Source organism: Okeania sp. SIO2C9 (assembly GCF_010672455.1).
Lineage (GTDB): Bacteria > Cyanobacteriota > Cyanobacteriia > Cyanobacteriales > Microcoleaceae > Okeania.
On the sequence record NZ_JAAHGO010000103.1, the window covers coordinates 1 to 24,896 of the forward strand.

At 34.4% G+C, this 24,896-nt stretch carries 12 protein-coding genes and 1 pseudogene; 10 read left to right on the forward strand and 3 right to left on the reverse strand.

The annotated features are described in order from the left end of the window. Positions 1-1,452 precede the first annotated feature (1,452 nt). The 4 genes from F6K23_RS36195 (at position 1,453) to F6K23_RS36210 (ending at position 9,565) form a co-directional block, all read left to right on the forward strand. On the forward strand, positions 1,453-2,670 hold the full coding sequence (locus F6K23_RS36195; RefSeq protein ID WP_293165424.1) for an SGNH/GDSL hydrolase family protein: 1,218 nt from the start codon (positions 1,453-1,455) through the stop codon (positions 2,668-2,670). Positions 2,671-2,863: 193 nt separating this feature from the next. Continuing rightward, entirely contained in the window at positions 2,864-4,216 is a 1,353-nt protein-coding gene (locus F6K23_RS36200; RefSeq protein WP_293165426.1) for a hypothetical protein, read from the forward strand. Between the two features lie 1,198 nt (positions 4,217-5,414). Next, positions 5,415-6,686, forward strand: a complete 1,272-nt coding sequence (locus F6K23_RS36205; RefSeq protein WP_293165428.1) for an SGNH/GDSL hydrolase family protein — start codon at positions 5,415-5,417, stop codon at positions 6,684-6,686. Between the two features lie 1,409 nt (positions 6,687-8,095). Further along, entirely contained in the window at positions 8,096-9,565 is a 1,470-nt protein-coding gene (locus tag F6K23_RS36210) for a hypothetical protein (RefSeq protein ID WP_375340821.1), read from the forward strand. A 350-nt stretch (positions 9,566-9,915) separates the two neighbouring features. On the opposite strand, the gene F6K23_RS36215 is transcribed toward F6K23_RS36210, so the two are convergent. Then, on the reverse strand, positions 9,916-10,980 hold the full coding sequence (locus tag F6K23_RS36215) for a hypothetical protein (RefSeq protein ID WP_293165432.1): 1,065 nt from the start codon (positions 10,978-10,980) through the stop codon (positions 9,916-9,918). Between the two features lie 664 nt (positions 10,981-11,644). Between F6K23_RS36215 and F6K23_RS36220 the strand changes: the two genes are divergently transcribed. From F6K23_RS36220 to F6K23_RS36230, 3 genes are all read left to right on the forward strand, one after another. Then, a complete protein-coding gene (locus F6K23_RS36220) occupies positions 11,645-13,471 on the forward strand; it encodes a hypothetical protein (protein WP_293165434.1) in 1,827 nt (608 codons plus the stop codon). A gap of 786 nt (positions 13,472-14,257) precedes the next feature. Then, the gene (locus tag F6K23_RS36225; protein ID WP_293165436.1) at positions 14,258-14,866 is read left to right on the forward strand and encodes an EamA family transporter; all 609 of its coding nucleotides are present in this window, start codon (positions 14,258-14,260) and stop codon (positions 14,864-14,866) included. 292 nt (positions 14,867-15,158) lie between these two features. Further along, positions 15,159-15,416 (forward strand): EamA family transporter, encoded by a 258-nt coding sequence (locus F6K23_RS36230; RefSeq protein WP_293165438.1) that lies wholly within the window; start codon positions 15,159-15,161, stop codon positions 15,414-15,416. Between the two features lie 276 nt (positions 15,417-15,692). Here F6K23_RS36230 and F6K23_RS36235 read toward each other — a convergent pair whose 3' ends face one another. After that, positions 15,693-16,916, reverse strand: coding sequence for a hypothetical protein (locus F6K23_RS36235; protein WP_293165440.1), 1,224 nt, complete (start codon positions 16,914-16,916; stop codon positions 15,693-15,695). Between the two features lie 421 nt (positions 16,917-17,337). Here F6K23_RS36235 and F6K23_RS36240 point away from each other — a divergent pair, with 421 nt between their 5' ends. The 3 genes from F6K23_RS36240 (at position 17,338) to F6K23_RS36250 (ending at position 24,327) form a co-directional block, all read left to right on the forward strand. Continuing rightward, on the forward strand, positions 17,338-18,546 hold the full coding sequence (locus F6K23_RS36240; RefSeq protein ID WP_293165442.1) for a transposase: 1,209 nt from the start codon (positions 17,338-17,340) through the stop codon (positions 18,544-18,546). 939 nt (positions 18,547-19,485) lie between these two features. Continuing rightward, positions 19,486-22,989, forward strand: coding sequence for a transcription-repair coupling factor (mfd, locus tag F6K23_RS36245; protein WP_293165444.1), 3,504 nt, complete (start codon positions 19,486-19,488; stop codon positions 22,987-22,989). A gap of 726 nt (positions 22,990-23,715) precedes the next feature. Next, on the forward strand, positions 23,716-24,327 hold the full coding sequence (locus tag F6K23_RS36250) for a hypothetical protein (protein ID WP_293165446.1): 612 nt from the start codon (positions 23,716-23,718) through the stop codon (positions 24,325-24,327). A 337-nt stretch (positions 24,328-24,664) separates the two neighbouring features. On the opposite strand, the pseudogene F6K23_RS36255 reads toward F6K23_RS36250, so the two are convergent. After that, positions 24,665-24,896, reverse strand: a pseudogene (locus F6K23_RS36255) (hypothetical protein); the annotation flags it as partial.

The window sequence follows — 24,896 nt, forward strand, 5'->3', positions numbered from 1 at the left end:
TGTAAGACTAGCGCCAAGGTAGCGGCAGCCTGTGTTAGCGGAGCTTTGCGGAGCGCAAAACGTCAACCCACCCAGGAGCTAAGGCTCGGCAGGAATCCCCGTGCCTAACAGCCGGGGAGGATGTCAAATTAACTTTCCTTTCTACAACATTCGCGATAGCTGCCGTTAGGCTCCGCCTTTCATGTCGCAGAGCGAAAGCGGAACAGAGTTCTATCGCTCAGACAAGTATACTATGTTTAGTTGAATAAAAAGTCATGCGTATGGGCGAACAACACCCAATAACATTTATAATATCACAAAAATTGTGAAGCTGGAACTGAAAATCCTTTGACGCGCCGATTTTTTCATGAGCTTCAGAAAATGAAAAGACTTGTGGTTTTCTACTGAGGAGAGATCGAAGGAAAGATTTGATGATGAGAAAAACAAGCATTCCTATGAGCTTCACAAAATGTCTGAATATTTGATTGTGTCTCAGTCAGGAAATTTAGTTGAATAAAAAGTCATGCGTATGGGCGAGCAGCACCCAATAACATTTATAATATCACAAAAATTGTGAAGCTGGAACTGAAAATCCTTTGAGCCGCCGATTTTTTCATGAGCTTCAGAAAATGAAAAGACTTGTGGTTTTCTACTGAGGAGAGATCGAAGGAAAGATTTGATGATGGGAAAAACAGATATTTCTCCAAGCTTCACAAAATGACAATATTTCTAGTATTTCTCCTGGGAAAAATGCCTGAATATTTGATTGTGTCTCAGTCAGGAAACTTAGTTGAATAAAAAGTCATGCGTATGGGCGAACAACACCCAATAACATTTATAATATCACAAAAATTGTGAGTATGGAACCGAAAATCCTTTGAGCCGCCGATTTTTTCATGAGCTCCAGAAAATGAAAAAATTTGTGATTTTCTACTGAGGAGAGATAGAAGGAGAGATTTAATGATGGAAAAAATCTGATTCTCATCTTAAAAGTAGGGGACAGGACTTATGCATTCTTCTGGCAAAAAAGCTATATATACTATAGTGCTATAGTTTTTATCTACTATATGTAGTGCCTTTGCGTAAGTCCTGGGGGAGTAAGGGAGTATTTTTCAATCTTTTTCCTGTATTGCCTCTATTCCACTCCCGACTTGTAACTCAAAAATTTTTACGTGGGCAAAAGCTGAAAAGTGGTCATTGGGACGATAGGAAGTAATCTCAGGGATTTTCAAGGTTGCTTCCTTCCACTCCGTTCCAGCCACAATGACCTACAATAACTAATTATTAAAATTTGATATGAGTGAAAGAAGTTTCTCTACTGTATCTCCAGAAATTAGAAAATTATCCCAATTGTTTATACTTTCAGGTACTATATATAACTTGGTTTTTAACTTAACTTAACTTGGTTTTTAACTTAACTTCTTGTCAATACTAAAACTAAGAATAATTTCTTGCTCAACTAACCTTTATATAATGAAAAAACTGAAGAACTTAGCCATCAATTTAGGATTAACAGTCAGCACATTAATATTTGCTGTGACAGTAGGTGAAATAGGTTTAAGAATAGCGAAAATAGAAACTCCTCCACCACCAAGAGAAGACTCTAATCAAGAACTTTTATATACAGCAAAAGATCCAAATCGAGGTTGGGCAGGAAATCCTAATGCCACAGCATTTTGGCAAGGAGAAGGTATACCTTCAGAATTAAAAATGAATAGTGGAGGATTTCGTGATTATGAACGTAGTAAAACTAAACCTGAAAATGGATTAAGAATTGCTTTATTAGGAGATTCTTTTACAGAAGCAATTCATGTCAAATTGGAGGATACTTATGGTGCAATTATGGAGCAAAGATTACAACAGTGTCCTGTATTAAAAGACCGGAAAGTTGAGGTAATGAATTTTGGGGTACAGGGTTATGGAACAGCTCAAGAATTGATGACTTTAAGGCATCATGTTTGGGATTATGCACCAGATTTAGTAATATTAGTTTTTTATGCTGGTAATGACCTCCGCAATAATTATCGCGCTTTAGAACACGATCATCTCAGACCTTATTTTGTTTACAAAGATGGTCAACTTGTTGAAGATATGTCATTCCGCGATTTAAATTTTTGGGAGAGAGACCGTTATAACTTTTCTATAGTAGATTCATTGCCATTTTGGTCTGTGCAAAATTCTCGGATTTTACAACTAATTAGAAAGGTGGATATTGATGCTAAACGCCGTCAGTTTGAAAAAGATTATAGTGAAATTAATCTAGCTTTTTACAAGGAACCACAACCTGATTATGATTGGGAAGAAACCTGGAAAGTCACTGAAGGTTTAATTAAACTAATGAGAGATGAGGTATATGATCAAGGGGCAGATTTTATGTTAATAACAGCTAGTGATTCTTATCAAGTTTTACCAGATATTCAAAAGCGTGATGGATTTAGGAAATCTTTGAATGTACCGAATTTATTTTATCCAGATATTCGGTTAAAAAATTTTGGTAAGGAGGAAAATATACCAGTGTATAATTTAGCTGGACCTATTTGGGATGAAGCGAAAAAAACGGGTAAATGTTTGCATGGTTTTGATAATGCGGTTCCTTGTGGAGGTCATTGGAATATAGGAGGTCATAAATTTGTCGGTGAAATAATGGCAAATTATTTGTGTGAACGATATACTGCTAAATTAAGAAAATAAGGCAAAAGGGAAAAGTCTGAATTTTATTAATTTATTTATGTAATTTGTTAACGAAGCTTTAGATATGGGCGCTTTGTATCTATAAATAATTCTTTTTTTTGGCTTTCCATGAAGATGAATAAATACATTTGCTTTAAAGTATTTGGGTAATCAAAAAAAGTGTCAGTAGGGAAAATAAAAACTTAGCAATGCCATGAAAAATTTCAAATGGATGCAGGGAATCAAAACAGGATTCAGTCTAGTTACGATTAACTTAGTTTTAGGATTTATAGGATTAGAGATTGTATCATTAGGTTTTTATTATTTTCAGGAAAATCGACTATTTTATACGAGAGAAAGTACTATTTCCAAAGTAAGAGAAGACCTGGAAAAAACTGGAACTAGACTAGGTGCAGATTTAAATAATGAATCAATATTGGAGCGACTACATCCGTTTTTTGGCTATGTACTAAAACAAGGAATTTTTACCGATGAAGAATTAGGAATAAGGGTTAATAATTACGGCTTTGTCTCTAAGTATGATTATCCTTTTATTAAAAGTAATAAGAATCAATTTATTATTGGTATATTTGGTGGTTCAGTTGCGAATAATTTTGCCGTGGGTCTTAATATTAATCAATCTAGAGGTAATGAAGAGTTTATCAATAACTTAAAAACTATACCTGAGTTAGCAGATCAAGAAATAATCATCCTATGTTTTTCGGGGGGAGGTTATAAGCAACCACAGCAATTATTGATTTTAAATTATTTTCTTTCTATCGGCCAAGAATTTGATATGGTCATCAATATAGATGGTTTTAATGAAGTAGCACTATCTCACCAAAATAATCAGGAAAAAATAGAATTATTCTTGCCAAGCATACAACATATTTTACCTTTAACAAGGTTAGCTAGTGATGATTTGTCTGTAATGAAGGCAATTGTTCAAATTAGCGAACTGAAACAGAATTTATCAACTGCTATTAATAACTTAGAAAGTTGTAAACTAGCTTCGTGTCATAGTTTGAGAAGTTTGCAAGTAAAAGGATTATTAGAAAGCTATCAAAAAGAGATTATTAAATACGATCAAAAGATAGCTCGAAATTCTCAAAATATTGATAGTGACAGTCTAGTATATTTGAATAAGATGCCTGAAGTATTAGAAGATAAGGTAGCTTTTGAGAAGATAGCAGAAAATTGGTATGAATCATCACTAACAATGAATCAGATTTTAGCCGAGAGAAATAAATGGTATTTTCATTTTATTCAACCTAATCAATATTATCCGACTGAAAGAGTTTTTAGCCCGGCAGAAAAAGTTCTAATTATTGAAGGAAATCCTTATTCAACAGGAGTTAAAAAAGGTTATCCAATGTTATTGTCTAAGATTAGTAGGTTACGAGAAGCTAACGTCAATATATTTAATGGTGTGAATATTTTTGATGAAGAAAAAGAGGTAGTTTATCGAGATGCTTGCTGTCACTATAATTTTCTTGGGGACACAATATTAGCAAATTTTGTTGCTAATTCCATCAAAAATGTAATGGAGAATCAAGAGAAAAATTAGAATAATAGTAAGCATTCAGCGGTCAGCGGTCAGCGGTCAGCTATTCCTACGGAATGCTGGGCAAACAGCTTTATTAACTTTAGTGGACAATTTAAGCTAGTTGTTCTTATGCTTCAATTCTCTGGTTGAAAATGTAGTAGAGCTTAAGCGAATGCTTGCTTCATTGATTTAAAGATATCAGAGCTAACTGCTAATAGGTGAATACTTACTTTGAAGGAAAGGAAACTGAGATACCAAAAGATTAAAGCTCAGACAACGTCAGATTTTTCCAACTTCAGTCCTTCTTTCTTACTCTTTCTTCTTTCTGCTACATTATCTAGCTTAAAATTGAAAGTTAGTTAATATGAAATATCAAAAAGAATGCTATGAATAATTTCCCTGCTTAAAAGACTTTACCGAGAAATGTCGATTTGAATAAAAACAGGATTTGACTCTAACTAAAATGCTTACACTAAATGATATATAGAATATTCCTACTAAACATTTCCAATAATAAAAAATAAAATCAATTATCCCACTCTTATTCGTCAATTCTTTCTCCCTGGTCCCTGCTTTCTACTCCCTCTTCTGGAGGAGATGTCTACTGATACCATTTCTCTGTAACAATGGACTTAATAATTGTTGCTCAGACCTGATTAAGCTGACTATTCTCATCTTTATATTAAGTGCAACTTCATAGAGAAATAGTATGACTCGGTCCTCCTGGAAACAGTCTAATTATTGCTCTGCTGATTAAATATAAAAGCATTGACATATAAAGACAAGTGCCTTTTGGGGTCTTTAAAAAGTGCATGGTATCACGTCTAAAACGCTCAAAAAGTTAGTATTTTAGGTGCATATTTGGGCAGAAAAATCACTCTTATACCAATTTCATAAAATATTGCAAAGCGTGACGACACAGGGAACAGGGAACAGGGAACAGGGAACAGGGAACAGGGAAAGAAAAACATAAATATTAAAGAGGAAAAAAGGTAGAAATTTTAGATTTTATGGAATTTATAATTTTTTCTTTTATGAATAAATCACAAATTAAGATGTAACTGCCTTTTTTGAATTTGGTATTACAATTCTTACTCCTACCTCCTCGCTCATTCCCATTTCTTCTGTCTCCTATCTCCTACCCCAGCAAAAAGACTTTCCATAAGCAAACCCTAAGTATTTGTAGTAAAAATTTTAGTGTTTCATATAAGTAGAGAAAATGAAAAACAGACAAAATTTAGCAGTAAATATAGGAATAACAGTAGTTACATTTATATTTGCTGTGATAGTGGCAGAAGTAGGGTTAAGAATATTAGGAATTGCACATCCTCCACCACCTAGAACAGATGAAAAATCAGAAAATAAATCTCTATATACTGCTAAAGATCCAAATCGAGGTTGGGCAGGAAATCCTAATGCCACAGCATTTTGGCAAGGAGAAGGTATACCTTCAGAATTAAAAATGAATAGTGGAGGGTTTCGTGATTATGAACGTAGTAAAACTAAACCCAAAAATGGATTAAGAATAGCTTTATTAGGAGATTCTTTTACAGAAGCATTTCATGTCAAATTGGAGGATACTTATGGTGCAATTATGGAGCAAAAATTACAACAATGTTCTGCCTTAAAAGACCGGAAAGTTGAGGTAATGAATTTTGGGGTACAGGGTTATGGAACAGCTCAAGAATTGATGACTTTAAGACATCATGTTTGGGATTATGCACCAGATTTAGTGATATTAGCTTTTTATGCTGGTAATGACCTCCGTAATAATTATCGTCCTCTTGACCACGACCATCTCAGACCTTATTTTGTCTATAAAAATGGTCAGTTAGAATTAGATATGTCATTCCGGACAATGAAACCTTGGTCAAGAGGTCGTTATGTTTTTTCAATGGTTGATATATTACCAATTTGGTTAGTGAGAAATTCTCGGATTTTACAGCTAATTAGAAAAGTTGATATGGATGCTAAACCACGTCAATTTTTAAATGATTATGGCAAAACTATTGTTTCTTTTTATCGAGAACCTGAATCAAATTCTGACTGGGATAAAGCTTGGAAAGTAACAGAAGATTTAATTAGGTTAATGAGGGATGAAGTCTCTCAAAAGAATAGAGATTTTATGTTAATAGCAGTTAGTGATTCTCATCAGGTGCATCCCAGTTTAGAACACCGTGAAAAATTTAAAAATTCTCATAATTTGTCAGATTTATATTATCCAGACCGGAGAATAGAAGCATTTGGCAAACAAGAAAATATTCCAGTTTATATTTTATCTGGACCATTAGTAGATGAAGCGCAAAAAACAGGCAAGTGTTTATATGGATTTGATAATGCCGATCCTTGTGGAGGTCATTGGAATATAGAAGGTCATAAATTGGTGGGAGAAATAATGTCAAATTATTTGTGCGATAAGTATGATTTTACAGGAGTCAGTCCTCAGGAGTCAGGATTCAGGTTAGGTAGGGCGATGTACAGGAGTCAGTAGCTAGAAAGGAGTTTTTCAGTGACTTTAGAGTTAAAAATAGGTATAACTCACCACTATTGTTTTGGGTGAAAATTTACCACTATAGTCATTCTGAATAAGACTGGAACACTTTTTCAGCTGAAACTCTTTCAAGGCAAGAAACCCTTGTCTCAATCTTAACTGGAATGACTATAAGTACCTGGACAGAATTAATTGTACATTTTTGATTGCTCTGTCGTAGAGTCATAAAAGGATGCCAAATAAATTTATATACAAATAATTTTGTCTATCTACTTATAGGATTTCTTAGCCTAATGAAATACACCTATCTTTATTTGTCTTCTGTTTCCTGTTCCTTAAAACCAACGAATGCGCGTACCTTACGCTTCTTGGAAATTGCTATAGTTGAATTTCATACATCAAATAAGCAACACCAAAATTAAAATGTATAATATCAAATTGATAAATATTTGCTACAAATCTCTAGGGTATTTCTTAGAAGTAAACCCACCTCTAAGTACTCCCAGGATGGGAAGTCAGGAGTCATAATGAATGGTTTCAATACCAGTTTTTACCTCATAAATTCTCTTTTATGTCAAAGGGACATCTCCTGTCAAGCCTTTTAATCACACTTATTATTCGTAACATTCTTTTTTCAAAATGGTATAATAATTAAAATTAACCATCAAAGAATTTATTGGGTAACTGAAACATTAGTCAGATTATTATTTTATCAACAATAATACTTGATATTTTGACATAAATTCTGGTCAATAGCCTCCCCTTTTAAGGTTATAAAAAGTGTTCGAGGGAATGACTGGTGTTAAACTCAAATGATACCTGATAGCGAAAAAATCTATCTATAAATCAATACGGTTCAGATAAGACAAATGCCTATGCATTAATGCTATACTTAGGTAAAATTTCAGTTATTAAGTAATTAAAAATATCTGAATCACTTTGCATGCTAATTTTAGCTAAGTTAATGTTAATTATTCTTGTGTTTAATTCTCCCCCACTCCCCTACTCAAGAAAATGTAGAAAAGTTTTTGAGAAATGCTATAAGACCAAAGTTCATAAGATATGGAACCATTAGATAAGCTTTTGAGATTACAGAACTGCCAAAAAAAATCCTTAACTGAACTGTATCGATCTATAAATAGGGCTTGCTGATTAAATCTAAAAGCATTGACATATAAAGACTTTAGCCTTTTTTTTGCCGAAAAAAGTCCCTGGTTTCCAGTCTAAAACACTCAAAAAGGAGCGTATTTTAGGCGCATAGTTGGACAGAACAATCTTGGGGCAATCCTTACTCCTACTTCCTCGCTCATTCCCATTTCTCCTGTCTCCTACCCCTACTAAAAGACTTTCCATACGCAAACCCTAAATATAAATATATCTTCTATAAAATGACTATGAAAAAACTGGGTATGTTCAAAGATTCCAAAGAACTATGGAAAATTATTTTGATTAACATAATTTTGCTATTTATATTTTTGGAATTAGGTTCTTTGGCTTGGTATTTTATCAGGTATAAGCAATTTTTCTACACGAGAGAAAAGGTGGCAGAAACTAATCAAGAGGAAGAACAGGAAAATCAAACAGAAAATGAAAATAATAATGCTAATGTTAATGGCAATGTGATGGGAATAAATTTAGCAGGAATTAGGTTAGAAGACTCTGTAATAGAAAGACTGCATCCTTACTTTGGCTATGTTCAAAAACCAGGACCAGATTTTAGAGAAGGGTTTAAGTACAATGCTGCTGGTTTTATTTCTCCTTATGATTATCCCTATAAAAAAAAGAGTAACAATCAATATATAATCGGAGTTTTTGGTGGTTCAGTTGCCTCTAATTATTCAATATATGAAATTCAGAATCAAATCTTGGTCGATAAATTAAAGGAAGTTCCAGAACTTAAAGATAAGGAATTTATTATCTTGTCTTTTGCCACAGGAGGCTATAAACAACCCCAACAATTAATATTATTAAATTACTTTCTCTCCATCGGTCAAAAATTTGATATGCTCATCAATATAGATGGGTTTAATGAGGTAATTTTGGCAAAAGCAAACAATAAAAATAATATTGATATTATGATGCCAAGTACCAATCATGTTGTGCCGTTAACCAACATAGCGAATAATAGTCTCTCGACAAAATCTATTAGAGCAATGTTAAAAATTAACGACAGTAAAAGTAAATTGAAAGATGCTTTAGAAACTTTAGATAAGTGTCAAGTAGCTTACTGTTATGCCTTGACATCAATTTATGTACAAAATCTAGCAACGACCTATCGTAAAAATGTCAAAATATTTGATAAAGAAAGAAAAAAAGCAGCTCAACAAGCTGCGGGAGAAACTGAAGCTAGTATCGTTTATTTCTATGCACAATCTCCTCAATTAGAAAAATCAGAATTATATGAGACTATGGCACAACATTGGAAAAAAGCCTCCATAATGATGAAGCAAATTGCTGCTAATCATAATATTTTATATTTTCATGTTCTACAGCCAAATCAATATTATCCTACTAAGAGAATTTACAGTGAAGCAGAAAAGAAAATTGCTTTTGATTCTGATACTCCTTTTAAAGAAGCAACAGAATTGGGGTATCCAGTGCTTTTAAGTAAGATAGATGATTTGAAACAGAATGGTGTGAATATTTTCAATGGTGTGAATATTTTAGATAATGCTAAAGAGATAGTTTATATTGATAGTTGTTGCCATTACACAAAAGCTGGAGAAAATATTCTTTCTGAATATATAGCTAATTCAATCTTTAATATACTTGCTCCAAATCAAAATCAATCAATAGAGTTAGAAAACAGGAGACAGGAGACAGGAGACAGGAGACAGGAGAAACGGGGAATGAGCGAAAAGGTAGGATTCATTAATTGATAATGGATAATGAATAATGGATAATTACAAGAAGGTTTTAACCATTACGGAATTGAATATCACGAAATTTCCTAGCACTTTTTTCTCTTTGCTCATGAGAGGATTCTTACCTAGAGCGCGATTAATTATCAATTATCAATTATCCATTGGTAAGAATTGTCCCAAGATTATTCTGCCTAACTATGCGCCTAAAATACGCTCCTTTTTGAGCATAAAGAGCTGAAAAATTTGCACTTTTTTCGACCCCAAACTTGTCTTTATATGTCAAGGCAAATTATTTTATATTTAATCAGCAAGTCCTAATAATTAATTATTAATTATTAATTATTAATTATTAATTGTTGCCATATCTACTGAAAAAATTTTCCAGAGAGATACTTATCTATTACTTCAGCAGCTAATCTATTACCAGCAATATTCCAATGAATATCGTTAGGTTTGTAGAGAGGAATTTGAGTACCCGCAGTCACAAATTCTTCAACAATATCAAGATAATATATATTGTTCTTAACAAGTGCTTGAGATAATAATTTGTTAGGTTGTCGAAAATCAAATTTATCGGGAGTAAAATTATAACTAGCAACTACTTTATCTCTTAATTCTTTGATAACTTGTACTTCGTCAGGCATTAAAACTACGACTAAAGTAATATTTCTACGATCGCAGATTTCTTTGATTTTTAATAAGTCGCCCAAAGCATCATTAAAATGTTCTTTAAATTCAGTTTCTTCAGGATTTTTGATAAAAATATAACTCCTTTTTTTTGCCTCTTCCAGATGAAAGTCATCCGGTACAGTAGGTAAATCTTCTCGATACTCAATATTATGATGATAAAGATTACCTTCAAACTTACTATTGACCTTAATTAGAAAATAAAAAAATGAGAAAACATAAGAATCTTGAACTTTAAGTAACCTGCGGTCTTGTTGTGATTTATAGTTATCAGAAAAATCATTTCCGATATAAAAAGATAACAACACCATATCAGGATTTAATTCTAATCCTTCATTAACTAATAAGGATAAATAATCTTTTGGTCCAATAGCAATTATGCCCATATTTATTAATTCTATTAGTTGCTGACTATCTTGATTAAGTTTTGACTCCAATAGAGTGAGAAAATTATGTTTGTAGGGAATACCTCCATAAGCAAAAGAATCACCTATACCCAGAATTCTGTATGTACCTTCTGCTTTTTGTTTGCTAAATTCTACATCTTTAAATCCCCGAGAATTTAATTGGAAATCATAATCTGTAGATAATGGTTTCCCACGCCAACGATTATAAGATGAGGGGTCATAAAACATAAAAGATGGATTAATTTTGTGATAAATTCTAAATGTGACTTCTGTTAAGCCAAATGTTATTAAAGAAATAATTGCTGTTTGACGGAGGATAGAAAAAAATATTTTCATTATTAAATTTTCAAGGATGAACGTTTTGAGTGGATTAAATACAGTTAATCTAGATTAGCGATCGCGCTTGATGTTAATATAAAACCAATTTGATCAATGTTTGTTACAAATGACTAGGCTTTTGATTCGGAGTCAGGAGTCAGTCCTCAGGAGTCAGAATGAATTACTTTAATACCAATTTTTAGGTAGATAATTCTCTTTTTTTATCAAAGGAATATCTCCTGCAAAGTCTTTTAATCGTACTTATTATTCAAACACATTATTTTTTTATGCACGGTATAAAACAAGTAAAAAAAAACATCTATAAATTAACTTTTTCTAGATAGAGAAGCGCGATATGGGAAGTTTAGGTTTGGCAATCTAGAAAATTAAATTTGAGTATAAATTTTCCCTATTCCCCTATTCTCTTTTTTGATAAATATGCAATGTTTTGACTGGATTAAGTACAGTTAATTTAGATTAGCGATTGCTAAGATGTTAATATAACACCAGTTTAAAAAAATACCTCTAAATTAACTTCTTTATATCTATATATAAAGAAGTGCTATAGGGGAGGTTTAGATTTGGCAATCTGGAAAATTAAATTTGAGTAATTTTTCCCTATTCCTTATTCCCCATTCCCTGTTCCCTGCTCCCTGTTCCCTATTCCCTTTTTTTTATAAATATGCAACGTATTCATTCTAAATTAGTTTTAGGAATCAATTTATGTTTAGCGATAATTCCAGCTATAGTTCTGGGAATTCTTATTCTTAAGTATAGTTTGAATGTACCGATTCAAGACCAGTGGGCAATTGCTGCTGTCTTTGAAAAAGTTAATACTAGAACTTTGTCTTTCAGCGATTTAATGGCACAGCATAATGAAAGTAGAAAATTTTTTCCCAGACTAATTTTTATTGCCCTAGCATTTCTGACAAAATGGAATATTAGATATGAAATGTTAGTAATATTTTTACTTGCCTGTATAGTTGCTGTAAACATTTATCTTTTAAATAGATTAACAATTAATACCTCCTCTATCAAAAGTCTGACTATAGCATTAGTATCTAATATTTTTATATTTTCTGCCGTACAATATGAAAACTGGCTATGGGGTATTCAAATAGTTGTTTTTATTCCCATCGCCTCTATTACTACCTCTATATTAATTGCTTATTCTCGACTGAATAATACAGCGAAATTTTTAATTTGTATGTTATTGGCAACCATCAGCACTTTTTCCTATGCTAATGGTTTATTAGCCTGGGTAATTGTCTTACCAGTTTTAGCTTTAGCCAAACTAAAATCTTGGTCAGATATACTAAAAAATATCAAATTATATATCCTCTGGATAATTGGATTTATAGCAAATATAGCCTTATATTTTTACGACTATCAAAAGCCATTATCTCACCCTAATCCAGTAGAATCTATTCAATATCCATATCAAATATTTCAATACTTTCTAGCATTTATCGGTACTGCTCTTGGTATAGGTAGCAGTATACAACCTCTCAATAATTCAATTATTCTTGGTTCCATAATTATTACCCTATTTATTTGTTTGTCTTCTTATGTGCTTTGGCATTTCAAAGATTATCAACTTAGACATCAAACTATAGGGTGGATTATGCTTGGTTTATATACAGTTATTAGTGCCTTAGTTACATCCTTTGGCAGAGTTTCATTTGGTATAGAACAAGCACTTTCCTCAAGATATACAACCTTTTCAACTTATCTAATTATCTCCATAATTCATTTAATGATTATTGTGGGGGAGGATTGGAGAAAAAAAGAATACTTGTTAATTAATAGAAGCCTATTCTCAAAAATAATTTGCTGGTTTCTCGGCATAATAACTGTTCTGCAAATACACAATTTTACCTACAGTATAGAAAAGATGAAATTATGGCGACAAAATTATTTGAAATATAAAGGATGTTTATTACTCATTGATTTTACTCACGATAACTGTCAAAATCTGCTTGATTCTTACTATTTTGAATCTAACAGACAACGAGCACGTTACTTAACAGAAATGGGTTTTTTACACCCTGGTTTAATTCAAACTAATCGCATTCAAGACCTTGTAGATACTAATAATGAGAGAGAAGTAGAAGGTATTTTTGAGAAGCTAGAATTCATTGGTGGTAATAATTTACTAGGGACTGGTTGGGCAATATTTACTGATACGGGTTTACCTGTAGATGCCATTGTTTTAAGTTATGATAATTATCAAGGTGAATCTATTGTTTCTGCTGTGGCAGATATGACAATTTCAAGACCTTCTCTGGTGAAAGAATTTAAGAGTCGAAAATACTTTAGGTCAGGGTGGCAAAAGGTATTGTCTACTCATAAATTCCCCGAAGGAAATATTAATGTTAAAGCTTGGGCATTAGATACAGATATTGCTAAATTTTATCAAATTCCTGGTATTCATATAGTTAATAAGAATGGTCAAAATATTAGTGTTGTGTCAATAAATAAGCAAGAGGGAAGAGGGAAAAGGGAGTAGGATAGTAGGAGAGTAGGGAAGTAGGGGAGTAGGAAAGAAACCGAAATGCATCCTTTTTCTTTTAATTGGAGCTGAGGTAATTTTTCCCAAGTTCAATCAATACCATTACGGTTGCAGGACTGCCGAAAAAATTTATAGATATAAATAAGTTATAAATAGGATTGTAAAAGCTCCTTTTTAGGCAAAAGCTAAAATTTTTTTCTAAGTATGTACATAAAATAACCAGTGCATTTTAATTTTTATAAAAAATAGTTGTAGCTTAGAGATAGTAGGAGATTTAACGTTCAGAAAATATAGGGAAAATATACAATTAATTTTGCTTAGGTACTTAGTATTATTTTTCATAATTGCTATAAAACTATCCCTCACAGCTAGATATAGCAAGCAAATAAAAACCTAAGATTAAATTGCCAAAAAATCAGGTCAATAGCTTCCCCTTTTAAGGAGATAAAAAAAGAGAATTTCGTATTTTCGTAGCCTCCCTATTACAGCTATGCTTTATCAACATCTTTCTTCACATAAAATTTTACAAAAGAGAGAAGTTTTGTATTTGCCATTAAATGGATATTTCGGGAGAGTAAACCTATTTAATTAGAGGTTTTTCTCCCATATTATACCATTTCTCAAAAACTTTTCTACATTTTGTTGAGAAGGGGAGTAGGGGAGTGGGGGAGAAGTAAACATAAGAATAATTAACATTAACTTAGCTGAAATTAGCATGCAAAGTGATTTTGCTTGTCCCGATCAGTTGACAACTGAAGTACTGCCCAAGTATAGCAATAATGCATGGGAATTAGTATTACCCTCCTGGGAGGGGGAGGGGCGAGGGGTGGGTCCCATCTCCCCATCTCCCCATCTCCCTATCAGAAAAGGGTTTTAGGAGTTCCTTGGGATAAGCAGAGCGATCGCTCATCTACTAATGTTCAAGAAACTTATACTCTCAAGAATTTTTTCTACTTATTTATTGTTGCTATTTTAGAGACTGTTTGTCTAGTAATTTGGCCTTGGTATTTGACAAAAACAACCGTTACTAACTCTAATCTCCTCCACAATACAACTCCTATATTTACTGTTTTAGGTGGGTGGTTACTGTTAAGCAAATCTTTTGGTAATCGCTTTTTAATTGGCACAATTTTAGCTTTAGGAGGAACTTTAATAATTGCTTTTCAAGATTTTCACCTAGCTAAAGATACATTGCTAGGAGACAGCATTGCATTAGTATCTGCCATTTTCTATGCTGGGGCAATTTTGGTGGTAGAGCATCTCCAAATTACCGAAAAATTGTGGGTATGCGCCTCCCCTTTTAAGGGAATAATAAGCGGTGGAGGGATGGCGCCATTCGGAGCGGCTCTGATAAGAGCGGGTCTCGGAGCCATATCCAATCGACTCCTGTGAAGAAAAATTTTCATGAATTTGTCAATCCTCTTCAATTCATGGAGAGGTAATTATTCATTATTCATTGTTGAAAGCACTTTTTAGGATAGTAAGGTACAGTTTATTAATTCTCTGTTGCCTTCCGGAGCTGTTGCCTAAAGTCCTAAATTTTGTACCTCACTAACTCCGAAACTGCTGTAAATTTAAAACCATCACAATTTTAATATGGAATAGCTGCTTGAGCTGCCTATTTTTATTACCATTTGCATTGCTATTTGAAGATTGACTATTACCAGTTTACCTTTCTGGATGGTTGTCTGTTATTGGTCTAGGAATTTTGTGTAATTTAATTAGAGTGGGTGCATTATTTTATAGTTTGAAAAAATTTTTATCTGGGTTTGTCTCTCTAATTATGTTGCTGGAACCAGCTATTGCAGCATTCTTAGCTTGGGCAATTTTTGCAGAAGAATTGAGTTTCTTAAATTGGTTGACGTTTGTATTAGTATTATCTGGGATTTATTTGGCTAAATCAGATAAGATATTAGATAAAAATTCGATAGTAAACAATTAAATAGTAAACAATTAAAAGGCGACAATTAAACCTAAAAATTATTCCTGACCTAAATTTTTGGTTTTGGTTACCAAACCACTACTATATTAGGGCTTGCTGAAAAAAGCAGAGTGTGGGGAGGATGGGAAGTATGGGGAAGGTTGGGAGACTGAATCTTGTCTGTCCAAAATACTAAATTTTTGAGCTTTTTCCACCAAAAAGCTGGCTTTTTTTTTACCCAAAAATGCTAAAGCATTTATCTGTCAATACGCGCGAGAATTAATCAGCAAGCCCTAATTATTTCCCCCTACTCCCTATTTTACTAAAAAACTCATCTATATCTTTAACTAAATAATCGAATAAAATATCAGCAGCTAATAAATTTCCAGCACTATTCCAATGAGGTTCCCTGAGTAAGTATAAAGGACGATTTTTTTGTTCTCTTCTGAATCTATCTAACATATCTATATAAGGAATACCATTAGCCTCCAAATATTTCCTCAAAATCTCTTGCTGACAAGTCGTATTATAAGACTCTCGCTTCAAATCATCATATTCGGCAAAAATATCATTCAATAATTCATCATTAACTTGATATTCATCTGGATAAATTGCCACCACAAACTGAATATTTCGAGACTCTAATAAGGCTTGCATTTCTGAAATACTCTGAAAAATATAGTTAATATTATCGTCTCGCTTACCCTCAAGTAAATCTCTAATATTACAAAACTTTAGTCTACTTTTTTCTACCCGCAGAAAAGCTTTTTCAGATAAAATTCCCGGTGACTTTTCCTGTTCAATAATTGGAGTCGATGCTAAATTTAAACTAGCGACTAGAGAACTACTAGATAACTGAGCATAATCTTGTTTAGCCCTTTGTAATTCCTGGTAAACTTGATATTTTTGCTGTAAAAACATCAACAATCTAGACTTACCAATAATCGGATAACCAAAAATAATTAATTCATCTTTCTTATCTATATCTATATATATACCATTGACAATAATTCGTTTTCTTTCTGGGTCAGCATCACGAAAATCATTACCAACAAAAAAACCTAATACTACCAAATCGGGATTATATTGTAATCCGTACTTTTTCAACATAGCTAACTGCTCCCCAGTATGAGTTCCTGGATAGCCTACATTAATCACATCAACCTGATTTTGACCATAATAATTCTCAAATTTTTTCTCCAACAAAGCTGTATAATTTCCCTCCTTTCCACCAGCCCAATTAAACGAATCACTAACCACTAATAATCGAATTTTATTCTGGTCTTTTTGTAAAGAATAATCTCTATCGTTAAAACCAAATTTATTATTCCCATTAATATAAGGTCGTACTCTAAATCCTAAATCTGAATCGTACTGATAGAGACCTTTAAATAGATAAGGCTCCAAAACAATCATTACAATTTCTACCAAAAATAGAGGTATAACGATCCAGGTAAATGTTAATAATATAAATGTATTAAAATTTTTCCAGTTAATTAATTTGAGGAATTTTGATAACATATTGAAGAAGGAGACAGGAGACAGGAGACAGGAGACAGGAGACAGGAGGGAAATTACTTATGGATAGAAGGGCGAATAGCCGCTCCGCGTCTTGTGCTCCCCCAACTAATTTTGAACACGACCGTTGACGGTGGGGTATTAAACCCAAAATCAAAATATGGGGAATTAAAAATATAGTACTTTGCTCTGGTATAATAAAAGTTATACGTAAATATAGTCATATATAGTCAAATAATGTCAAATATCTTCGTTGATTTGTGCAAAAGAGTTACTAAATATTTGACAAAATTTAATAACTCAAAGGCCATCTGTTTAATAGTATAATGAAATTGGCACGCTTAGTTCCAGACTAAATAATCATCAAAATTCCGCGCGTCCTCGAATCCTAATATAATTTTAACCCCTTGATTTATGAGATTAGTTGAGAGACATATCCCATACAAAAAATCATCGGTTTTATCCTGAAATAGACCGACTGTGTTTCTTGTCTAAAAATCTCTATAACTATGCTAATTATTTAGTTCGTCAATCTTTCATCTTTGAAAATAATTATCGTCACTATTACGACCTGCAAAAAACACTCTCTACTCAACCAGATTATCAAGCAATGCCAGCTAAAGTATCTCAACAAATATTGATGATACTAGATAGAAACTGGAAGACTTTTTTAGCAGCAAGCGAAGTTTATCAACAGAACCCATCAAAGTTTAATGCTCGTCCTCGTATTCCTGGATATAAGAATAAAATAATAGGAAGAAATATTGTAGTTTATACGACACAAGCTATCAGCAAGAGGCAACTTAAACAAGGAATTATTAATCCCAGTAAAACCGGAATTTATCTAAAAACATTAGTACCTACTTCACAAATTAAGCAAGTTCGTCTCGTGCCTAGACTTAACCATTATGTAATTGAGGTGATTTATGAGAAATGCGAAAAACAATACGAGCTAGAGAAAAATCGTTGTGCCAGTATTGATATAGGATTAAACAATCTAGCTACATTAACTTTTAATCAAGCCGGAATCAAACCACTCTTGATAAATGGCAGACCGTTAAAATCTATCAATCAATACTATAATAAAGTTAAAAGCTTACTACAATCTCAACTCCGGGAAAATCAATCAAGTAAGAGACTAAAAAAGCTTTGTAATAAGAGAGAATTCAAAATCAATGATTATCTTCATAAATCATCTCGTTTAATTATTAATACCCTGATTAATCAGAAAATAGGAACATTGATAATAGGGCACAATGAAGAATGGAAACAGAAGATAAATCTAGGGAAAAGAAATAATCAAAATTTTGTCTGTGTTCCCTACAACAAGTTAATAGAAATTTTATCTTATAAAGCCAAGATGGTAGGGATAGATGTAATTATTACAGAAGAATCTTATACGTCAAAAGCGAGTTTTATAGATAATGATTTGATTCCAGTGTACAAGGAAGGTGAGAATAATCATGTCACTTTTTCTGGAAAAAGAGTAAAAAGAGGTTTGTATCGTACCACAAGCATTGGATTGATTAATGCTGATGTGAACGGTTCTCTAAACATAATGAAAAAAGCAGTCCCAAATGTCTTTGACCATGGGATAGAGGAGCCAGTGCGTTGGGCGGGTCCCCCGACTTGAAGCAACTGGCGTGGTGTTGTAGTTCACCCAGTCAGAATAACACCTGCAAAATAAGGATATGTCATATTTGACTATATTTTTATGAACTATAGTTTCCAATTGAAAGAAGGAAGAAGGAAGAAGGAAGAAGGAAGAAGGAAAAATATTGCGTTGTCTGAGTTTTAAGATTAGCGATCTGTCCTAACCTTTCCTTAGACTGCTATATAACTCATCTGAGGGGAGGTAGGAAGATAGGGAGTAAGGGAGTAGGGAGCATTTTTCCGGCAAAACACTATATGTACCATAGTGCTATAGTTTTTATCTACTATATACAGTGCTTTTCCCTAATTATTGTCAAAGAAAGAAGATTTATTTCGGTTCCAATTCCAACAGGACTTAAGCATTTTCCGACAAAAACACTATATGTATAATAGTGCTATAGTTTTTATCTACTATATACAGTGGTTTTGCCTAATTCTGGTCAAAGAAAGAAGATTTATTTCGGCTCCAATTCAAACAGGACTTAAGCATTTTTCCAATAAAAACACTATATGTGCCATAGTGCTATAGTTTTTATCTACTATATACAGTGGTTTTGCCTAATTCTGGTCAAAGAAAGAAGATGTATTTCGGTTCCAATTCAAACAGGACTTAAGGATTTTTCCAATAAAAACACTATATGTACCATAGTGCTATAGTTTTTATCTACTATATACAGTGCATTTGCCTAATTCTGGTCAAAGAAAGAAGATTTATTTCGGCTCCAATTCCAACAGGACTTAAAGATTTTTCCAACAAAAACACTATATGTATCATAAGGGTGGGATGATGCCATTCGGAGCGACTCTGTCAAGAGCGGGTTTCCTCGCCATATCCAATCGACCAAGAAAAAGTAAACTTAAGTATTTCAAGCCTTTGGCTTTAGTCGGAGGTACTGATAACTGATAACTGATAACTGAAATGACACTATCTTCTATTATTAAACTACTCGGGCGATCGCCCTTAACAACCGAACTCCTAAACAAACTCCAACAATACCAATGCCTACAACTCAACGGCGCTCCCCGTTTACCCAAAGGCTTAGTTGCATCTACCCTGGCCCAACAACAACAGCAAAATTTATTTATCGTTACTGCCACTTTAGAAGAAGCAGGACGGTGGGCGACACAATTAGAAGCAATAGGATGGCCGACAGTACACTTTTATCCCACCTCAGAAGCATCACCCTACGAAACCTCCCACTCCGAAGAAATGATTTGGGGACAAATGCAGGTATTGGCAGACTTGTTGAGTGAGAACGCGCCAGAAAATGCAACTAAAGCAAAAATGGCCATAGTTGCAACAGAGCGATCGCTCCAACCCCACCTACCCACAGTTAAACAATTTAAACCATACTGCCTAACACTCAACCCAGGCATTACCAGCAACTCCGAAACCTTCAGCACAACACAGATATCGGCCACGGATACACAGATAAATCATTCTCAGTCTGATGGTTTAGAGTGTATATCTTTAGATGAAAAACTTGCCCAGATGGGATACGAACGAGTACCATTAGTTGAAACTGAGGGTCAGTGGAGTCGCAGGGGCGATATTATAGATATATTTCCTGTCGCCTCAGAATTACCAGTGCGCCTAGAATGGTTTGGCGACGAACTCGAAAAAATTCGGGAATTTGACCCCTCTACTCAACGTTCCCTCGATAAAATTGCCAAAATAGTAGTGACTCCCACAAACTTTAGTCAATGGGGGTGGGGAAACTTAGAGTCAATAACCGACTCAAAATTTGTCTCCCTTCTAGACTATTTGCCAGAAAATACCCTAGTCGCTATTGACGAAGTTGACCAATGTGCTGCTCATGGCGATCGCTGGTTTGAACTGGTAGAAGAAAACTGGCAACAACTCAACGCTGACGAAACATCCCAACCATTACCAAAAATTCATCGCACTTTTGCCGACTCCCTCGCAGAAGTAGAATTATTTCCCAGACTATATTTATCTGAACTCGTCAAAGAAAGCAATAGCAGTATTACCGCTTCGGTACAATACACCCTCAACCTCGCCAGTCGTCCCTTACCAGTCATGCCGCACCAATACGCGAAACTGGCAGAAAATCTGCGCCAGGAAAGGGAACGGAAATTTTCTGTATTCCTGATTTCCGCTCAACCATCGCGCTCCGTATCCCTACTCCAGGAACACGACTGTCCTGCTCAGTTTATCCCCAACCCCCGTGACTACCCCGCCATTGATAGACTGCAAACTCAACATACCCCCGTTGCCATCAAATATAGTGGTTTAGCAGAATTAGAAGGATTTATTTTGCCGACATTCCGGTTAGTTGTCATCACCGACCGAGAATTTTACGGACAACATACCCTCGCTACTCCCACCTATATTCGCAAACGTCGTCAAGCAGCTTCCAAACAAGTAGACCCGAACAAACTGCGTCCCGGAGATTATGTGGTTCACCGTCAACATGGTATCGGTAAGTTTGTCAAATTAGAAAGTCTGACTCTGAATAATGAAACTCGCGACTATCTGGCAATTCAATATGCTGACGGTTTGTTGAGAGTTGCCGCTGACCAACTAAGTTCTCTGTCGCGACTGAGAAGTACGGATAAGAAAAAACCGCAGCTCAATAAACTGACGGGTAAAACTTGGGAAAGCACCAAAAATAAAGTCCGTAAGTCAATCAAAAAATTAGCCGTTGACCTGCTGAAACTTTATGCTCAACGCGCCAAACAAACAGGTTATAGTTTTCCTGCTGACTCCCCATGGCAAGAAGAAATGGAAGATTCGTTTCCCTATCAACCTACTCCCGACCAGTTGAAAGCAACTCAAGATGTGAAACGGGATATGGAAAACGAGCGAGCAATGGATCGTCTTGTTTGTGGTGATGTTGGTTTTGGTAAAACAGAAGTTGCTATTCGAGCAATTTTTAAAGCAGTCACTGCTAACAAACAAGTAGCATTTCTCGCCCCGACTACAGTTTTAACTCAGCAACATTATCATACTCTCAAGGAACGTTTTGCACCTTATCCCATAGAAATAGGTTTACTTAACCGCTTCCGTACTAATAATGAAAAGAAAGAAATTCAGCGGAGGTTGGCGACTGGGGAGTTGGATATTATTGTTGGCACCCATTCTATTTTAAGTAAAACGATTAACTTTCGGGAGTTGGGGTTGTTGGTGGTGGATGAGGAACAACGGTTTGGTGTTAACCAGAAGGAAAAAATTAAGGCGCTCAAAGCTCAGGTAGATGTGCTGACTTTGACTGCAACTCCAATTCCCCGGACTTTATATATGGCGCTTTCAGGAATTAGGGAAATGAGTTTAATTGCGACTCCACCTCCATTGCGTCGTCCGATAAAAACTCATCTTGCACCCTACGATCTGGAAACTGCTCGCACTGCAATTCGCCAAGAATTGAATAGAGGAGGACAGGTATTTTATGTTGTACCGCGCATTGAGGGTATTGAGGAATTAGCAGGAAAGTTACGAGAAATGATTCCCGGAGCTAGAATTAATATTGGTCACGGTCAGATGGATGCTAACGAATTGGAGTCAATAATGCTCACGTTTAGTGCTGGTGAAGCTGATATTTTGGTTTGTACCACAATTATTGAGTCTGGTTTGGATATTCCTCGCGTCAACACTATATTAATAGAGGATGCTCAAAAGTTTGGTTTGTCTCAGTTGTATCAGTTGCGGGGAAGAGTAGGTCGTGCGGGGGTACAAGCTCATGCGTGGTTATTTTATCCAACTACTGCTTCCGGTGGGATAGCGCTGACAGATGATGCTCAAAAACGGTTGCGAGCTATTCAGGAATTTACCCAGTTGGGGTCTGGATATCAGTTAGCAATGCGAGATTTGGAGATTCGGGGTGCGGGGGATATTTTGGGTGCAGAACAGTCTGGTCAGGTGAATACTATTGGGTTCGATCTGTATACGGAAATGTTGCAGGAGGCAATTAGTGAAGTTAAAGGTCAGGAAATTCCGCAGGTGGATGATACGCAAATTGACTTGAGTTTGACTGCATTTATTCCCGCAGACTATATTCCAGATTTAGATCAAAAAATGAGTGCATATCGGTTAGTTGCTGCTGCGAATAGTCGGGAAGAATTGAGTCAAATAGAAATTGACTGGAGCGATCGCTACGGTGCTATTCCGAAAGCTGGTTTACAGTTATTAAGGATGATGGAATTAAAACAAATTGCCAAAAAATTAGGCTTTTCTCGGATTAAATTAGAAGGGAAACAACACGTTGTTTTAGAAACTCCAATGGAGGAACCTGCTTGGAATTTATTAAAGGAGAAATTACCAGGTCATTTAAAGTCTCGTTTTGTTTTTAGTAAGGGTAAAGTAACGGTTCGTGGTTTAGGTGTTTTAAGCGCTGATAAACAGTTAGAAAGTTTAATAGAATGGTTGAGTAAAATGGAGAATGCTTTAGTAATTAATAATTAATAATTAATAATTAATAATTAATGATTAAATAATTCAACAATTCGGGTTAAAAGCCTCCCCTTTCAAGGGAAAAAAAGCGGTCGTTTGCGTTTGCGATAGCATTCCGTAAGGAAAGCATTCCGTAGGATGGGATGGCTCCGAAACCTGCGCTGTCCGACCATCGACCAAGAGAATAAATTTTTTCGGAGTTGGTCAATCCTCTCCCTTTTATATAGAATCCGGTTATACAGTATATGTTTATAATTCTATCCACACTTTCGGAGCCTTCAATCTCTCGACCTCCCCTTCTCCCCACACTCCCCACTCTCCCCACACTTCCCACCCCCAAACATAAGATAAGTATTCAACCGGATTTTATATTAGGGGTAAGCATTCAGCTATTAGCAGTCAGCTCTTCGGTGCGGAATGCGCTTGCAAACAGCTTTTTAATGAATGAAGCAAGTACCCGTTTAACTTCTACTACATTTTCAACTCTATGGAGGGAAATCATAGATGTGGCTCGCGCTTACTGCTAAGGTTAATTAATGGGCAATTCTATTACTCATACTTTTAATTCTATAAAGCTGATAGCTGACTGCTGAATGCTTACTTTTAGGGAGAGGTAATTATCAATTATCAATTATCAATTAATGAAAAAAACATTGCCATAGTAGTCAAAGAATTTCAAATATAGAATTTCAGGAATGTTTGTTAGAATTAGAGATAATTAAAAAAGAGTATTAAATCATGCCATTCAGTAATTACAAAAGTATTGCAGCAGTCGCCAAAGAATATCAAATCAAATATATTTCTGCAAATTTTATCAATGAACTGGAATTTCCAGTACCTCAAAATTTTAGAGAAGAATTAGAATTTCTACTTTCTCATGGAACCATATACGGTTCAGAATATGCTATTTGCGAAAATTTAATTTATCCTCTTTTGAAAGAAGTCTGGAAATCTTATTATGAGAAACTGACGCTTTGGAGCCACGAAACGTTAATTTATGATGAAAAACTTTCAGGACAACCAGATTATATCGTGACTAAACTCAATCCTCTAGGCAGAATGATTTTTGACAAACCCTATTTTTTAGTAGTTGAAGCCAAGCAAGATAAATTTGAAGAAGGATGGGGTCAATGTTTAGCAGAATTATTAGCAGTACAGAAAATTAACAACGATTTAGAACAAACTATTTTTGGTATTGTTTCTAATGGTAAATTTTGGGAATTTGGTAAATTTAAAGGAGATATTTTTACTAGGAATACTATTAGTTATAGTATTGGAGATTTGGATAAATTATTTGCTGTTGTGAATTATGTATTTCAGCAATGCTTGTTACAGTTGGAGAATAATTAAAATAGTATATTAATCTAATATTTAGTAGTAATATAACACTTGAAAATAACCAAAATTTGTATTAAATATTTCTAAAAAAAAAGTTATTTTTTATAATTTAAATATCAAAAAAATACCGCTGTATCTCAGATTAAGCAATTCGAGATTTAGAATAAATTTGCAATTATATTCCTGTAAACAATTCTAATACCAATTTGATCAATATTTGCTACAAATAATATCATGTCCGAAGGCAATCGTTTGTGTAAAAATTAGTGTGGATATCTACAGGGAATTTAAGTTTTTTTCTTGTCTTATATCAAATCCGTTTAATTCGGTATACAAAAATGTTCCATCTTCAACCATTACCAAATATTTCTCTCACTCCCAATCTCCCCATCTCCCACACTCCCAATCTCCCCATCTCCCCATCTCCCCATCTCCCCATCTCCCCATATCCCCATATCCCCATATCCCCATCTCCCCATCTCCCCATCTCCCCATATCCCCAGACAGCTTCAGGGAATAAATAATTTTTCATCTCCTCAAAACTTATCGTCAGTTGTTTAATCTTTGGGAAAAATCTCACA